Annotated in this window: 10 protein-coding genes and 1 pseudogene; 4 read left to right on the forward strand and 7 right to left on the reverse strand. The window is 54.0% G+C overall.

Translation table 11 applies throughout. The features are described from left to right. Nucleotides 1-48: 48 nt before the first annotated feature. The 4 genes from pgaD to pgaA are packed head-to-tail and all read right to left on the reverse strand — an operon-like array spanning nucleotide 49 to nucleotide 6,188. Nucleotides 49-483, reverse strand: coding sequence for a poly-beta-1,6-N-acetyl-D-glucosamine biosynthesis protein PgaD (gene pgaD, locus AC4OVS_RS03675; protein ID WP_192970451.1), 435 nt, complete (start codon nucleotides 481-483; stop codon nucleotides 49-51). Next, nucleotides 480-1,811, reverse strand: a complete 1,332-nt coding sequence (gene pgaC / locus AC4OVS_RS03680; RefSeq protein WP_022649386.1) for a poly-beta-1,6-N-acetyl-D-glucosamine synthase — start codon at nucleotides 1,809-1,811, stop codon at nucleotides 480-482. Before pgaC ends, pgaD begins: the two co-directional genes overlap by 4 nt. Continuing rightward, nucleotides 1,804-3,741 carry a poly-beta-1,6-N-acetyl-D-glucosamine N-deacetylase PgaB gene (pgaB, locus tag AC4OVS_RS03685; protein ID WP_154051593.1) on the reverse strand — a complete coding sequence of 646 codons (1,938 nt, stop codon included), beginning with the start codon at nucleotides 3,739-3,741 and terminating at the stop codon, nucleotides 1,804-1,806. Before pgaB ends, pgaC begins: the two co-directional genes overlap by 8 nt. Nucleotides 3,742-3,749: 8 nt before the next feature. Further along, nucleotides 3,750-6,188 carry a poly-beta-1,6 N-acetyl-D-glucosamine export porin PgaA gene (gene pgaA / locus AC4OVS_RS03690; protein WP_491922182.1) on the reverse strand — a complete coding sequence of 813 codons (2,439 nt, stop codon included), beginning with the start codon at nucleotides 6,186-6,188 and terminating at the stop codon, nucleotides 3,750-3,752. A gap of 668 nt (nucleotides 6,189-6,856) precedes the next feature. Here pgaA and AC4OVS_RS03695 point away from each other — a divergent pair. Continuing rightward, a complete protein-coding gene (locus AC4OVS_RS03695) occupies nucleotides 6,857-7,384 on the forward strand; it encodes a helix-turn-helix transcriptional regulator (RefSeq protein WP_045308383.1) in 528 nt (175 codons plus the stop codon). A 61-nt stretch (nucleotides 7,385-7,445) separates the two neighbouring features. Here the strand turns inward: AC4OVS_RS03695 and AC4OVS_RS03700 are convergent, their stop codons facing one another. Beyond that, a complete protein-coding gene (locus AC4OVS_RS03700; protein WP_063843662.1) occupies nucleotides 7,446-10,493 on the reverse strand; it encodes an autotransporter family protein in 3,048 nt (1,015 codons plus the stop codon). Nucleotides 10,494-10,607: 114 nt separating this feature from the next. Then, nucleotides 10,608-10,922: a lipoprotein gene (locus AC4OVS_RS03705; RefSeq protein WP_003862457.1), complete on the reverse strand. Its 315-nt coding sequence runs from the start codon at nucleotides 10,920-10,922 to the stop codon at nucleotides 10,608-10,610. 175 nt (nucleotides 10,923-11,097) lie between these two features. Between AC4OVS_RS03705 and AC4OVS_RS03710 the strand changes: the two genes are divergently transcribed. The 3 genes from AC4OVS_RS03710 to AC4OVS_RS03720 all read left to right on the forward strand — a co-directional run bounded on the left by AC4OVS_RS03710 (nucleotide 11,098) and on the right by AC4OVS_RS03720 (nucleotide 14,242). Next, complete coding sequence (locus AC4OVS_RS03710; RefSeq protein WP_003862456.1) at nucleotides 11,098-11,730, forward strand: response regulator transcription factor; 633 nt, start codon at nucleotides 11,098-11,100, stop codon at nucleotides 11,728-11,730. Then, complete coding sequence (locus tag AC4OVS_RS03715) at nucleotides 11,727-13,514, forward strand: hybrid sensor histidine kinase/response regulator (protein WP_491922183.1); 1,788 nt, start codon at nucleotides 11,727-11,729, stop codon at nucleotides 13,512-13,514. The genes AC4OVS_RS03710 and AC4OVS_RS03715 overlap by 4 nt, the downstream gene beginning before the upstream one ends. A gap of 401 nt (nucleotides 13,515-13,915) precedes the next feature. Further along, on the forward strand, nucleotides 13,916-14,242 hold the full coding sequence (locus tag AC4OVS_RS03720; RefSeq protein WP_023298582.1) for a hypothetical protein: 327 nt from the start codon (nucleotides 13,916-13,918) through the stop codon (nucleotides 14,240-14,242). Here the strand turns inward: AC4OVS_RS03720 and AC4OVS_RS03725 are convergent. Further along, nucleotides 14,220-15,038: pseudogene (locus AC4OVS_RS03725) on the reverse strand (DUF4225 domain-containing protein). The gene AC4OVS_RS03720 and the pseudogene AC4OVS_RS03725 overlap by 23 nt on opposite strands. Between the last annotated feature and the right edge of the window lie 477 nt (nucleotides 15,039-15,515).

A 15,515-nucleotide genomic window follows, 5' to 3' on the forward strand; every position in this document is an offset into this window, starting at 1 on the left:
TCCCTGTTATAAAAAAGCCCCCGCAGGGTATGCTGCGGGGGCTTTTTATTACTCTTCTTCCTTGACCTGCTGCTCGCTGATCTTCAAATCAATGATCCGGCCGATCTGGTCATGATAGACCGTCAGCAGGTTGTACTGGCTCATCTCGGACATAATGTGCGGCGTGACGTTAAAACTTTGGGCAAGCTCGTCATGGCGCAACATTTGCGGATGACGCCGCCTCACATGCGCGCGGCGGCGATTGTACTGATACCACAGGATCAGCAGCCAGCCGTTGAACGCGGCAATCAGCAGATAGACCAGCACTGTATTAAAAGAGGCGATAATCACGCTCCAGCGGTGATCGCTCTCCTCGGTTAACTGCATCCACAGCCTGGCATACAGGAAAAACAGGAATCCTCCCCAGGCTATCAGCGTTAATGCGGCATCGAAAAGACGCGGTGCCAGCCGATGTTCAGTCAAAATTAACGTATTCTCGTTCATTGAATGCTCCCTTTTCCCCGGTCCGGACTGATCCAGCGCGCGCGGGCGCGTTTACGTTTAAGCATGACTTTCGGAAATGCCACGAGGGTGGTAAACAGGCCAATCATCCAGTACACCATCGGGAACCAAATCACCCAGAACAGCGAGCCTGCCACTTTCCGCTCGTAGCGCCGCTCGATATACAAACTGACGAGGAATTGCAGCAGGCACATCACCCCCAGCAGCAGCCCGGTAAACGCCGGGGGAAACAGACTCGCAACGGCCAGGTTCGCGGGAAGAGGGATAATATGGCTAAGAATGAACAACACCACGGTCGCTCCATAGGCAAACGCCCACAGCGTTGATAGCGCGTACTCGAGAAACAGGGGCCACATCCGATGATGCTCCCAGCGGGCCATTTTGCGCAGGTTAACCAGAAACACCTCTGCACCGCCCTGAGCCCAGCGCAGACGCTGTTTCCACAGCCCCTTGAGCGTCTCCGGCATCAGGATCCAGCACAGCGCCCGCGGCTCGAAAAAGATATCCCAGTGGCGCAGCTGAAGCTTCCAGCTTATGTCAATGTCCTCTGTGATCATATCCGGGCTCCAGTACCCGACATCCGCCAGCGCCTGTCGGCGAAAGGCGGCGATGACGCCGGAGACCGTAAAGACCCGGCCATAGATCCGCTGCGTTCGCTTGATAAGACCAATAATGGAAGAAAACTCGCCCACCTGAATACGACCAATCAGCGTTGAGCGCGTGCGAATACGCGGATTTCCGGTGACGGCCCCAACGTGGGGATACTGAATCAGCGGTGCCACCAGATACGCGGCCGTATCGCGATCGAGCAGGGCGTCGCCGTCAATGCAGACCAGCAGATCGCCCCGGGCCGCCGCCGCACCAGCCTTGAGCGCCACGGCTTTCCCCTGATTCTCCGCGAGATTAATCACCCGCAGGCGCGGCTGCTCCTGCGCCAGTTGATGCAGCACCTGCGCGGTATTGTCCGAAGAGCCGTCGTTGATGGCGATAACCTCAACATTCCAGTACCGCTGACCCAGCGCGGCGCTAATGGTCTCCCGTGCGTTGCGTTCCTCATTAAAGCAGGGAATAAGAATCGAGATTAACGGTTCACCGGCTAAGGCGGGCGCGGGTGTTGCGTTATCCCACGACCAGTGCCGTTCAAGCTGAAACCAGAAATAGAGGCCGCCGGTTACCCAGAGCACGGACATAAACAGCGGCCAGAAAAAGACAAAGTCCAGAATCAGTTCGCCGGTAAACAGCGCGGCTACGCCTAACGGCAACCCGAATACCAGACACAAAATAGAGAAGGCGATAATGCGATCAGTCATTGTCAGGATACCAGTACGAAGAAAATTCAGGCCTGATACGCGAAATATCAGGTTGGTTGTTGAGGAAGTCGTCGGGGTAATAACCGTAATTTTTGATGCCGTTCAGCTGGAGCACCTGCATCCACTCCACCAGACGTTCATCGGCTACGGCACGCTGCGGTTTCTGCGCCCAGTCCCTGGCCTGTAGCTCAAAAATCGTTTTATTCAGCGCGCCGGGGCGTGCGGCGACGGCGTTGACTAAACGCGTCAGCCAGGCATTGCTCTCTTCTGCCGGGACGGACTCCATCAGTGGCATTGCCATCGGCACCGTCCAGTCGTAGGCCGACAGAAAATCATCCAGATTTTGCGCAAACCACGCTTCGCTTTCGGGCTGCAGAATGGGGAGGGCGAACATATTGCGCGCGGTCTTGATCTGCGGGCCACGGATGTTTTTCACCGCCTGGCTCAGCGTGCGGGTAAAGCCGATAAGCTGCTGGCTCTTCTGGCGGGTCGTCTCCTGTCCGGCATCATCAACGTCCGTCAGCACCGCGTCGTCATGGAACAAGATCCCGTTGAAGCTGGCATAGCGGGCCAGATCTTCATAGATCTCCGTCACCTGTTGGCGAACCTGTGGACTCCAGGGGGAGAGCCGGATATAGGGCTCGGCGGCCACGGTCAACTCTCCCGTTTGACGATCCCGGCGCTGCACGCGCGGCAGGGCTGGACTGAGATCGAAAGAGAGGACCGGCATCCACGCAAAGACTTTCACTCCCGCGCGGGTTTGTAGCTGCCAGGCGACAAAATTAAAGAGATCGGCCCGGACCGGAAGCCGGCGGTTGGGGAAATAGAGCGCGCCGATCCTGCCGTCGCCCCGCGGATCCGAAAACGCCTGGAGAAACACATGGCTGATTTTCATGTCGTAGACCCGCTGGACGAGTTTGTTGATGTTTTTCGTCTGCTGGGTCGGATCGGGATCGTAGACATAATCGAGATCAACATGCATGACGCGCACCGGGTCAAACTCCTGAACGCGGCTAACCGTGTTGGCAAAGGTTTTTATCGACGGATTTCCGGCAATCAGCAGGCGCGGGATGTTGCCGAGGTCGCGCACGTTTGCCAGCCCGTCCTCCAGGGTAAAGGCCAGCTGATAGCCCTGTTTCTGGGCGATAGCGAGCGATGTACCGTTGGCAGCCCCATAGGGCCACACCCAGGCACGCGGCGCTTTTCCCGTCACCTGGGTGATTTTTTCGGTGACTTTCCGTACGTCTGCGGCGATCCGCTGGTTGAAGTGTTCATCGGTTTCGTAATGCCCCGTCGCGTTATCGAAAAAACGGTTGGCGATAGCGGGTTCACGGCTTCCCTGCGGGTTGGCCGGGATGCCGTAATGCGAGGCCCAGGTATGCGAGCCAATTTCAACCAGCGGGGAGCGGCTTAACTCGCGCACCATGTCCCATGTCGCGAACCGATCGCGGGGCGTCATCAGACCGCCGAAGTTAACTTTTTGATTTGCCGGCGTATCCACCCAGCTGCCCACCGGCGCCCACAGCGCAGGAACGTTCCAGGCCTGAAGCAGGGGCCAAACGCGGGTGTAAAAGCTGCTGTAGCCGTCGTCGAAGCTGAGCAAAACGGCTTTCGGCGGCAGCGTTTTTTTTCCTTCATGCGCATCCAGAATGTCCTGCACGCTGATGGCGTGATAGCCGTTGTGCAAAAGCCAGCTTATCTGCTCGTTTAACGCGCTGGTGCGAACGGAGAGGTAGCGCTGATCGGCAGCATCATCTTCGACGTCGTGGTAGGCCAGGACCAGAAACTGATTCTCCGGCCAGGGTTTGCTGGCCTCCAGCTGCGGCCTCTCTTCAGGAGCCATAAAGGAGAGCGGCTGCGCGCAGAGACTCGCGCTGAGGCAGAGCCAGCCGATGACGATCAGGCTTACAGAAAAACGTGTATTCAGCATATTCATCCTTAAAAGCGTAAAGTCGCATCTAACGTGACGGAGAGATTACTCTCGCGTTTGCCGTCGTAAGGGCGTTTATCCCAGTTCAGCATCACGCCAGTATCGACAACGTTGTTCCACTGAATGCGTTGCCCGTAACCCAGCAGGGTAATGGCGCCAGGCGACTGATTTTTCTGCCAGTAGCTGCCGCCGCCTGCCACGAACTGCTGGTTCCAGAGGGTGTCGTAGTGGCGGTACATCTCATGGTCAACGGACAGGGCTGCCGTCACGGACAGATCCCGTGCCGGGTTGTAATAGAGCGTATTCCGCAGGCTGTTTTTACTGGCGGCGATCCCCGGTTCGAGATCCAGCGTCAGGGTCGGGGTCTGCCAGAGACGCTCTTTCCCAGAGAGGGTGTATTCCTGACGGCGGTTGTGGTCTGAGAAGCGGCTGACGGCGGCGTTGAACTGGTATTCACGTCGCTCGTTTTGATACCAGCGCACCCCACCTTCACCCCGGTTGGCGCTGATCCCATTGCGTAATGCCCGTAAGGGTGTCGCGCGTGATAAGCGCTCGAGGCTACCGCTGACCTGCCAGTTATCACTCAGGCTGTAGGTTGTTGAGAGCCGTGCACCCGGCCTGTTTGTGCCGTGATAGCGGTTGCTGGAGAGCTCGGCTTCGAGCGTGAGGTCACGTGGGCGCCACTCAACGCCGCCCAACAGGTGGCGGCTGATGCCTTTACCTTCGTCGAAATTCCCCTGTGCATAGCGGGCGCCAGCAAATAGCCGCCAGTTATCCGCCACGGGTGGGCCATAGAGCGTGGCGTCCCAGCTCATGTCGTGGCTACCGCTGACGGGGTTATCTGAATGCAATCCTTTACCCGCGTTCAGACGCAGCTCTGACATATGGTGGACCGCTCTGAGCCTGTCCAGGCGACGGGCGCTGCGATCGGCGGGGGCGCGAGCAATTACGTCATCAGCCAGTAAATCCATCTGGCGCCACTCCTGAAGGTCCATTGCGACGTAAGCCTGCTGTTTTTCAAGCTCCAGATTCGTGGGTTCGAGCGCCTCTGCTCGTTTAAGCTTTTGCTCGGCCGCGCGCGGCAGGCCCCTGGCCTGAAGAAGGGCGGCATAATCAATCTGTAATCCCTGATTTCCCGGCGCCGTTGACGCCAGACGATACGACAGCTTTTCGGCTTCCGACAGGGCGTTGGTCGCCAGCAAATAGTTAAGTTTGAGTGACTGTCCGGTGAGCCACCGATCGTTCGGCTGAGCGGTCGGGGATCCGAAATCGTAGCGGGTCCAGGGAACGCTGCGGGTCTCGCGCTCAACGTAGCGGCGGGCGGTTTGATACTGCCCCGTATCCAGCCAGGCGTAGAAAAGCGCATGCTCCTCATCCTGCGGATCGGAGGCGTAGTGTGGATAGCGTTGTACAAGCGAGAAGGCGGCGACGGTGTTTTTCTCCTGCAAATATGCAGAGATCACCCAGCCGATGGCCCAGTCCGGCACCGGATGCTGTGCGGTCGTCAGCGCCTCATATTCGCTAATAACCTGCCGGTAATCACCCTGCGCATACAGCGCGCCAAGCCGATCGATACGGGCAAGGATGATGTCTTCAGCCGCCTGCGGTTCGTTTTGCCAGCGGGAAAGCAGGACGTGATAGCGATCTAATGCGTTTTGTGCCAGCCGCAGCCGCTCTTTCTCCGTTCTGCCAGGCACATCCGCCAGGCGTACCTTTTCAGCCGCGGCGTTACGCTCAAGGCGGCGACGCTCCGCGGGGGACATCGCTGCGCTTTGCGACAGCCAGAGTGCGGGCGTGCTTACCCGGTTATCCGTTAACGCATCGATCGTCTCGCGAAGAAGGGCGTTATTCCCTGGTGCGGCGTTTAGAGCGCGCATGTCCGCCAGCAGCCGGTCCCCGTTTTTTCCCTGGCGCATCCAGACATAGGAGAGCGTCTCAAGGTGCGCGGGAGAAGGATCGTCCTTAACCAGCTGCCGGGCTTCCGAAAGCGCGAGGCGATCTCTGCGGGCATCGGCCAGGGTCTTAACATAGCCGATGCGGTAATCGTTGTTATCCGGCGCAAGGCTGAGCGCCTCTTTCCACAGCGATAAGGCGGATGGCCAGGCTTTTTGGTTTCTTCTGGACTGGGCGACAGCAGCGATGGCGCGAGCGGGCAGCGGCATATAAATACCATAACGCTGCCAGACTCGAATAACCACATCATCGCGTCCTGCCCAGGAGGCTACCTGTAACCAGTCCGCAACCTGTCCAGGTGTTAAAGCATGCTGTTGCTCATAGCGCTGTAGGTAATCAAGAAACAGAGCGTAATTACCGTTACGTGCCTGTTGTATCTGATGCTCATAAACGGATTCATCAGCCTGAACCAGAACAGGAAAGAGTAAAAGCAGGAACAATAATATTGTGGTGCGATAAAAGAATAACGTAGTGAAGCTAAGCGATCTTTCCATATCTATTTGCCATTTGTTTATCGTGAATCCATTGCATAACACGGCCGCCTTTTAACTCTGCGTTAAAGGGCATAAAGGAGAACATTAAATCTGAATGATGCTACGTTATGGGGTACTTACTTAAAGGTAATTATGCGCCCTCATCTCAGTGGTCTGATTGGACTTAATGTACACCCGATGTGTTGGGGGATAAATAAGTTGAAAAGCGGCTGGGAGGTTTTGAGATAATTCTGGAAGAAGTAAGTTTTTTAGATAATTCAGTGCAGGATTGTTCTTTTTAAATGATTGATATTAAATGTTTTTTTCTTTGCTGTTTGCAGTTTTTTTATATTTGAAATGAAGTTCTTCTGAGTTAATTAAAGTACTTTCCGGTGCATGTTTGGGAAGTTTCATGACAAAAATTCTTAATGTTCAGAGAAGTGACTTTTCTGAAATTCTTTTTTATTTATAATTAACGCCAGGCATTGAGTGATAGTCTGCAAAAAGTCTAGCTCACCAATGTCATATTGAGGGATGATCAAAGCCAGAAAACATTTGCCGTTAATGTAAAGCGCTATAAACGAAAGCGTCCTTGTTTCTTAAGAGGCGGGCTTGCTTTAATCTAAAAGGGATGATTAGTGGCGACTTCAATAGTGTTAGTGACTCAGGATTGTTTCCTTGTCAGGGGGATGCGGCTATTTTTCCCGGATATAATTTGCCTCTGTTCGATAGACAGAAACATATTTGATACCGACGCAAATGAATATACTGTACTGATTGATAGCCGTACGCCGCTCCGTTTATATGATTACCTGATACGCCATCCGGCCAGAACGAGAAAAACCATCTGCTGCGTTATGCTGGATATGCGCCCTCGAGAGGAGGATCTGCACAGTATGAAGCTGTTTATGAACACGTCGCTTACGCCTCCGGATATGGCGTCGTTATTCAATCTGGTGCTTGATATGAAAGGCTGGCGTCTGACAACCAAATGGCTGCTTAACTTACGGCTGAGTAGACATGAAGCGATAATGCTCCGGTTGCTGAAGGCAGGGAGGTCAATGGAAGAGATTGCAGATAAGCTGAATATGTCGGTTAAAAGCCTCTATCGCAAGCGAACGGCGCTATCGGAGCGGTTAGGGGCAGGGAACTTCAACGAGGCGTGTTTGTTTATCTTCAAAAACAAACTGCTGGACGCGGCTGGGAACGATCCCTAGCTTCGTCAGAAGCCAAAAGCACAAACCCGCCACGAGGGCGGGTTCTTTTAATGGAAATAATTCAGAACGACCAGCGCAGATTGGCGTTCACCGAGTTGACGCGGGTATCCGCACCATATTGTCCCTGGTAACCCACATCCAGCGTCGCAGCACGCGACAGCTGTACGCTCACGCCGATATCACCCACCATTACGTCCTCATCCACGGCTTGCCCCTGAGTAATGAACGCGTCGCTGCCCGCAAACGCCATGCGCGAAGAGGTATTCTTATCGCCATAAGCGTGCTGCCAGCCCAGCGAACCGTAGAGGTTAACGTTCTTCGGCAGCTCGGTCACACCGCGCACCCCGAGTGTGGAATAGAAGGTGTTCATCGTTTCGTTACGGACGCTCAGCGCAGCGGCACCGCCGTCTTCCCTGAAGCTGTCGGTATGCAGCCGGATGTACGATAAATTGACGAACGGCTCAATATTCCTGTCTGGCTGGCCGAAACGGTAGCCCGCTTCGGTAAACGCCAGCAGCGAGTTAGCGTCGTAATCTGACTTCAGCCGATCCGAGAAGCCGCTGAAATCAACATTGCGCTCGCCCTGGATCTTGTGCCAGGTGTAACCCAGCGCGCCGCGAAGGGAGAACGCATCCTGTTGACCCGCCGCATACAGGCCAAGGTGATAGTTGTCGGTATCCGTTGAGGAGCGACGGCTGTCGACGTCGTAATCACCCCGGCTGTAGCCGAAGTAGCCGCCGACACGCACGTTATGGTCCGCCAGCTTGCGATCTGCCCCCAGCAGGAAGCCGGTGGTGTTGCCGTCCAGCTTGCCCACGTTTCCGTCGCCGCTGTTTCGGCTCCAGGAGCTGAAGGTCTGGCCCCAGACGCCATTGTTTTGCGGCTCCGGCTGCTGCACCAGCGACATGGCTAACGGTGGGATCGGCAGGCTGTCGTTATCAAACGCGCGCTGCATACGCTGGTTTAACACGTTAAACACCTGCGTGCTGCCAGCGATCAGGTTGGACTGCATTGATGGATAAACTTCACCAGACAGCTGGTTGAACGCCTCGCGCGCTTCCGGCGCGCTCAGCAGAAGCAGCGAGTTATACAGCGCCAGCGACGGGCCACTTTGCGTCAGAGTGGAGAGCGCGCCAGCGGTATTCCACTGGTTGCTGCTTTGGGCCACGGTCTGGAAAATGCCCGGCTTGCCGCTGCCCGGGTTTTCTCCACCCGGGTTCTCACCACCCGGGTTTTCACCGCCAGGATTCTCACCGCCCGGGTTTTCACCTCCGGGGTTTTCACCGCCCGGGTTCTCGCCTCCGGGATTTTCACCGCCCGGGTTCTCGCCCCCAGGATTTTCACCTCCGGTCTCTTTCTGCGCGATGGTCAGATCGACGGCGTTGGTGCTTTGCTCAAGCGCCACGTCCAGGAAGGCGGATTTGGAAATCGCTCCGGCGAACTCACCGTCAATTCCCCCGTCGGAGGTCAAAATGCGGTAGCTTTGGCCCGTTTTATAGCTGGTTTGCGGATCCAGCGCGGTGACCTGTACCTTAGCCCGATCGCTGATGGTGGTTTTGCCCGATACCAGTAGCTGGTCGCTGCTGCCATCGCCCGCGATATCCACGTCATAGAAGGATTCGCCGATAAAGTTCAGATAGCGTTTCAGCGTCAACGTACCGATATTGCCGTCGCCAGGCGAGATATGCCCGCCAGACAGGATCTCGGTCTGGCCCAGCGTGCCGTTGCCGCCCAGCGTGCCGCCGGACTTGATTGACGCGGCGCTGCTGTAACCGACCCCGTCGCTGACGTCTGAACCCGCCGTCGCGTTGAGGATTAGCGTACCGCCGTTCTCGGCGCTAAGCGTCTGAACATCAAAAATATCGTCTTCTGGCTGGGTATTAATATTGCTGGCAATGATAACTTTACCGCCCCGCGCGGTTACGTTCGCCTTGAGTGCGGAAAGATCGCCGTTCAGCGTCGTTTGCCCGGAGGTGTTGATCACATCACCTTCACCGCTCATCGTGTTGCTGAAGATGTAATTTCCGTCGGTATGGTTGAAGTAGACATAGCTGCCGAACAGTCCGCCACGCAGGCTTATTGCCGTCTTCGCATCGAGGGTACCTGCGCCGCCCGCCGTGCCAAGCGTTGGCTCAGTTAAACCCGTGCCGGTGTCCATATTGCCGCGGCTGCCGATGATGAGCGCACCCCGGTTCGAGCCGGAACCCGATGTCCCCACGATCAGCGCATTGCTGCCAGCGGAAAATGAACCGCCGTCAATCACAGACAGCACGCCATTGCCGTAATCGCCCACGCTCACGCTGCTGCCGCTGGTAAAGCGCGAGTCCTCGCCCGCAATAACCAGCTCGGCGGTTTTCCCTGCCCCGGAGACGCCTGCCACCTGCACGCCGCCAACGTTAACCGCTCCGCCGTCCAGTACGTCCAGGTCGCCATAAAGCGTCAACGTACGGCCAACGTTCCACTGTGAGCCACTCCCCGTGACGGTGGCTTTCGGGCTCAGCGTGTCGGTTTCACCCGGTCCGGTACCGTTGCCGATGCGTGCATCGTAAGCGGTATTGAGCGCAGCGCCGTCTTCAATCGCAAGCGTGGAGCGTGCGCCCAGATCGGTGCCTACGCTGAGAAAATTACTGGTCACACGAGAGCCAGCACCCGTGGCGATAAGGTGGCTGTCGTAGCCGCGGGTGGTGCCGACAACAATCTCCTTTGCACTCGCCAGCGCGCCCTCTTCGACTCGCAGGGTGCCGAGGCCAAGATTCAGGTCGCCGCGCAGGACGTACCGATCGTTCACCGCGTTAAGCTCAGCGTCTGGCCCACGGACCGTGACCACGCTTTCATAAATTTTGCCGTCGAACAGCCGACCGATATTGATGTTATAGGCGGTGATTTTGCCATTATCGATCAGCAGGTTTCCGCGTTGGTTACGTCCAACATAAACATCTCCGGTGTAACCCAGCGTTTCGGTAATACGCGCGTCGCCATCAAAAAAGGCATCGGCTGCACGCGCGATATCGGCAGGTAAAAACAGTAACAGCGGCGCGGAAAATAGAGCGAGGTAAAGTCTGGAAAGCGGCGTCTTAACCGCTAAAGCATGCGATGTAGAGTTATTCACGGGCTATCTCCGTACTCATTAGCGTGATGTCTGGAAAATCGTTTTTATGAAAACTCAGATACGTCAGAAAATGTAAAAGGCGTTATTTATGTACGCCTTTTGATGCGGCGTTAATTATTTATGTGTGACAACAGGTGTACAGGTTGGCGCGCTTAGCGTCGGTGCGGATCCTAAAATCCCCGGCATCATCATTGATGAACAATCGAAAATACGCCCTTTTTCTGTCGTGGCGCGATAAGACAGTTTTTGTCCTCCCAGTGCGTCCGGCTGGGCGCCATTAACGTTGGTCACGGTTATTTCATCCGATGAGCCCAGTCCCAGCATTTTAGCGGTCTCCGCTTGCAGGAGTGGAATAGCCTGATCGGTTTTCAACGTGGAACAACCGGCTAGCATCAACGTAACGGTTAAAACGATTAGTGGTTTTTTCATAAATTATCCTTGATATCCAACCAGTTAATTTCACTGATTGTATTTATGTTTTCTTTTACCCAAATCAGCGAATAATATATTTCTCTTTCCTAATCGAAAAAACCCTCCTAAAGTAGGGTGGGTAGATAATAATTCATCTGTACTCTAAGATATGCGAAGGTAAAAGGAGGCTCCTTTGGGACAGAATTATGCGTTAGTCGTTGATGACCATCCATTGGTAGCAAGCGGCATCGCCAATTTTCTGATTACACATTGCCAGTTTAAACAGGCGTGTGTGGTGACGAATGAGGATGATTGCTACCGCCAAATTAGGGATCATGGCCCGCCACGTTTGCTGGTAATCGATTTTTGGCTCTCTTCCGGAACGGCCCTGAAATTACTCAAAGAAGTAAAACAACTTTACCCACAGGTACGACTCCTGGTGGTCAGCGGGGATGACAATAATGACATCTGGCGCAAAGTTAATGCCGCCGGGGGACACGGTTTTGTATTGAAAAGCGAGCCACCTGAGATGTTCTCGCGGGCCGTTTTCGCACTCACTGATAATCAGACCTGGTTTCCTGAGGGAAACGAAATTTCCGTTAAGGCAAATAATGAGAAGTTAAGTAAATTTAACTTAACGCCGCGACAAATAGACGTATTAAATATGATTATGCGCGGCCTGCCAAATAAACGAATCGCCGCACAGCTTTCAATTTCTGAGCCCACGGTCAAAGAACACATCAGCAATATATTGAAAAAGATAGGTGTTAACAGCCGGGTCGAAGCCATCACGCTTCTGCACGGCAAGCAGGAACCGTCGGAATGAGGTTTTTCCAGAGCTTACAAAACGAAGGTATCTCTGCTCCGGCGCAGATCCGTTTGCTAAACAACACCTTTCTGCGGCTGGTATTTAGCTTTAGTGCTGTGCCCTTTGTGGGTATTCCTTTCGCCATCTGGATTTATATGCTTGGGGACGACCTCGGCCCAACGATTATCTGGATAATTATTTATCTGCTATGTGCAGGGGCGATACGACTATTGCACCGACGCTATCAGCGTGAAGCGAAAGAAAACGGTGATAGGGACGTCCTGCGACGCTGGCTTCCGCGTATTAATAATATCGCCTTTATTCACGGGCTGGGCATTTCTTCACTCTATTTAATTACTCCACAGACGCAGAATTTTGACTTTTTCCTGTTACTTAATATCAGCATCGCCGCTATCGTCGCCGCCAATGCGACGCATCTGACGCCGGTCATCAGCACCTTTACGCGCTTTTTCTTCGCCTCCTGGGGGGTGCTGAACCTCGGTATTATCTGGCGGCTGGATGAGTTGATGTTCATCGTGCTCATGCTGAATCTGCTTTACGGCTTCGCAATTTACCGCCATGCGTTAACTTCCCATGCGTTCTTTATTCAGCAGGCACTGCTTGAGGAAAAAAGCTCACGCCTGGCGGAACAGTTTCGTCAGGCCAAAGAGGACGCGGAGCAGGCACTGCTGGATAAAAATCAGTTTCTGACCACCGCCAGCCACGATCTGCGCCAGCCCGTACACGCTATGGGCTTTCTGATCGAAGCCATCCTCCACCGAAACCGGGACGACAGCCTGACGCCACAGCTTCTTGACCTGCAGCAGAGCGTTCGCTCGGTACATTTAATGCTCAACTCTCTGCTCGATCTCAGCAAAATAGAATCCGGGAATGTCCTCTCTGTCCCGACCAAAGTGGATATCGGTGCTCTGCTCGACTCGGTCATCACGCTGTTTCGCGAAGAGGCCAACAGCCGCGCGCTTAGGCTGTGCATCCGGCGGCCTAAACGCCGTATCTACGTGATGGGCGATTCGCTGCTGGTACGACAGTCCCTGATTAACCTGATTCAAAACGCCCTTCGTTACACGCTCCAGGGCGGGGTGCTGATCGCCATCCGACCGCGCGGTGACGAGTGTATGGTGGAGGTGTGGGACACGGGAGTCGGTATCGCCGATGAAGAGAAGGGCAAAATCTTCTCACCTTACTACCGCCCCGAGCTGGCATGGAAGATCGACAGCGCCGGACACGGGCTGGGACTGGCCGTAGTGGCCCGTTGTGCCAAGCTGATGAAGGTGAAATACGGGATGCAATCCATTGAAGGTAAAGGCTCACGCTTCTGGATGCGCTTCACCCAATATGCTGGCGAAGATAGCGCCCTGGATATCCCGCCCGCCGCTGACAACACCGCCACGCCGGTACGCTATGCCCCGCTGCACGGTTCCTGCCTGGTCGTCGATGACGACCCGCTGGTGACGTCTGCCTGGGAGAGCCTGATGAGCGTCTGGGGAATCGACGTACGCTGTGCGGCCTCGGCTGAAGAAGCGTTTGCCATAATCGACGACGGCTTTACGCCGTTCGCCGTGCTGTGCGACCAGCGTCTGCGATCCGGCGAAAGCGGCTTCGATATCCTGAAAGCGCTTTTTGACCGTCTGCCGGATATGAGCGGCGCCATAGTCAGCGGCGAATTTAATTCACCGGTTCTGCTGGAGGCGGAGCAGGAAGGGTATCTGGTGCTGCGCAAGCCTCTGGAGCCGGCTAAACTGCATGCGCTGCTGACGCAATGGTCAGGGTGTCGTGGATAGGGGAATAGATAATAGCAGCATTGCGCTTCACTGTAGGGCCAGATAGTACGCGGTGTCCTGCTGTGATGCCAATGTGTCGGTATGGTTGAGCCGCTGAGGGAGGATTTCGCGGGCCTGATTAATGATTTCATCGTGCATGATTCAGCCTCCTGTGGTGATCTGCATGTTGCTTCTACCGGGCAGGGCGGGAGATGTTGGAAACGGCCCCGAAGGAGTCATTAGAGTTGCTACCTGCGAAGTTCCGCAGTGGGCAATAATGTCAGTTTTCGAGCGTATACTCTAAGATATCTTCAACTCGTTGATATATATAAATTTGACGAATATCGTCAGGTAGCGATTTATCCGCCAAATTAAGTTAAACTTCGTCACAGGTTTCAGTGAGTTATGGGACGGATAACAGAATGACCAGCGAAGAGGCACTTTTAAAATCAGGTTTTAGCAAACGAGATCTTCAAAAGTTAAAAAACAATATTGAAAATTACGGTGGTTCGTTTGATAGCGTAACTCATGATCTGGCCAATCGTTTTAAGGCTATGAAGTGGATAACTATTATTGCCTTCATCATACTGGCTTTAACTCTTTTACTTGCATCCAAGGATACAAGCCTGACACTTGCGCTCACATTATTGATTGTACTACCTTTCATCTGGTATATAACGCCAGCAAAACTTGGCTACAAATCCTGGCGTTATCGTAAAATGCTGACTAATTCTGGGACGGGTCGCTGACGGACAACAGATCAAAAATAATCTTAGCTTTCACGCCATAACCCGCTATTTTCATTGTAAGCTGCGGGCGGCTCAGTGTGCTCACCTTTCGGTAATAGTCAGCAGGGAGATAACGAAACAGTCGCCAGGTACCAGGTCGCCGTAACAAGCCAAAAATGGTGTACGCATTAGCGGCCAGTGAAATTGATTTGTAGACACCTAACCCATTCTCACGACTAAAGCCCATAAACTCAGCTGTAGACATCGCGGCATTCGCGACCAGCCCTTCACTGGTAGTGTTGTTAGTTGCGTAGCGAGCCACTTCTTTACTGATGCTGTTTGTCCCGTCAGTAACCAGAATCGCACCAGCAAGAACCCCGAGAGGGGTCATAGTGCCTATGAGGGTAAATCCTGCGGCTATTTCAGCACCGGCCAGGACAACACTAACAGCCGAGATCACATACCCAACAATTTTGTTATTCTCTCGGATAAACTCGACTTTAGCGCAAAGCTTCGCTGCCTTCGTTCTTAATTAACGCGCTTGTTCCAGCAGGTTACTGTTTTCTTCTCTGAGAATTTTAACGCATTCCATGCATTCTTCATCTGATTTAGCCCGACGAGCTAACGTAAACTGATGTTCTATGAGGTCCCGAATTTCCTGAACAAACTTCATTCGAGTCAAACTATCGCTGAGATGAAAAGCCGACAGAGTGTTGGCTGTATTTTCCAGTTTCCTGGCTTCCATATTCACCATAGTTTCCGCCCAGGCTTTATTTCTTCCATCTGAGCGCATCATGTTAAGTAATGCTGCATCCATTGTAGTTCCTCTCAATTGCTTTACCGGCCTCTGCTTAGACTGATAAACGCCCCCATGACAGCCATGCGTGCCAACGCACACACAATATAGTAGCAATGTGGTTACGGTGTCTGAAGTAGAAGTCGCTTTTTACAGCTTCGTTCCTCGGCCTACTTTACTGCGGTTAGCCAGGGCCTGTTCCAGCAGTGTACGGAACGCCGAAAGGTCACTTTTCAGGATGTCCCGGATGGATTTACCACCGATGAATCTAATAAAACAGTTAGCCGATGGGGGGTAATCACGGATACGTGATGCCGCTCTGTCGGGCTCTGTCCAATTGATATGTGCATTTGTAATGCTCAAATAGATCGGTGAAGGTCAGGTTTTTCTGCTTCTGTGTGGCGGTAAAGGCGGTAAACAACGCCAGTTGTACCACCGGGAAGCGGGGCCGGAGGAGAGATAAGGGCGGTAACTACTGTTCAAACAACGAGTTGCTGA

This window comes from Enterobacter sp. 4974935, assembly GCF_058661735.1.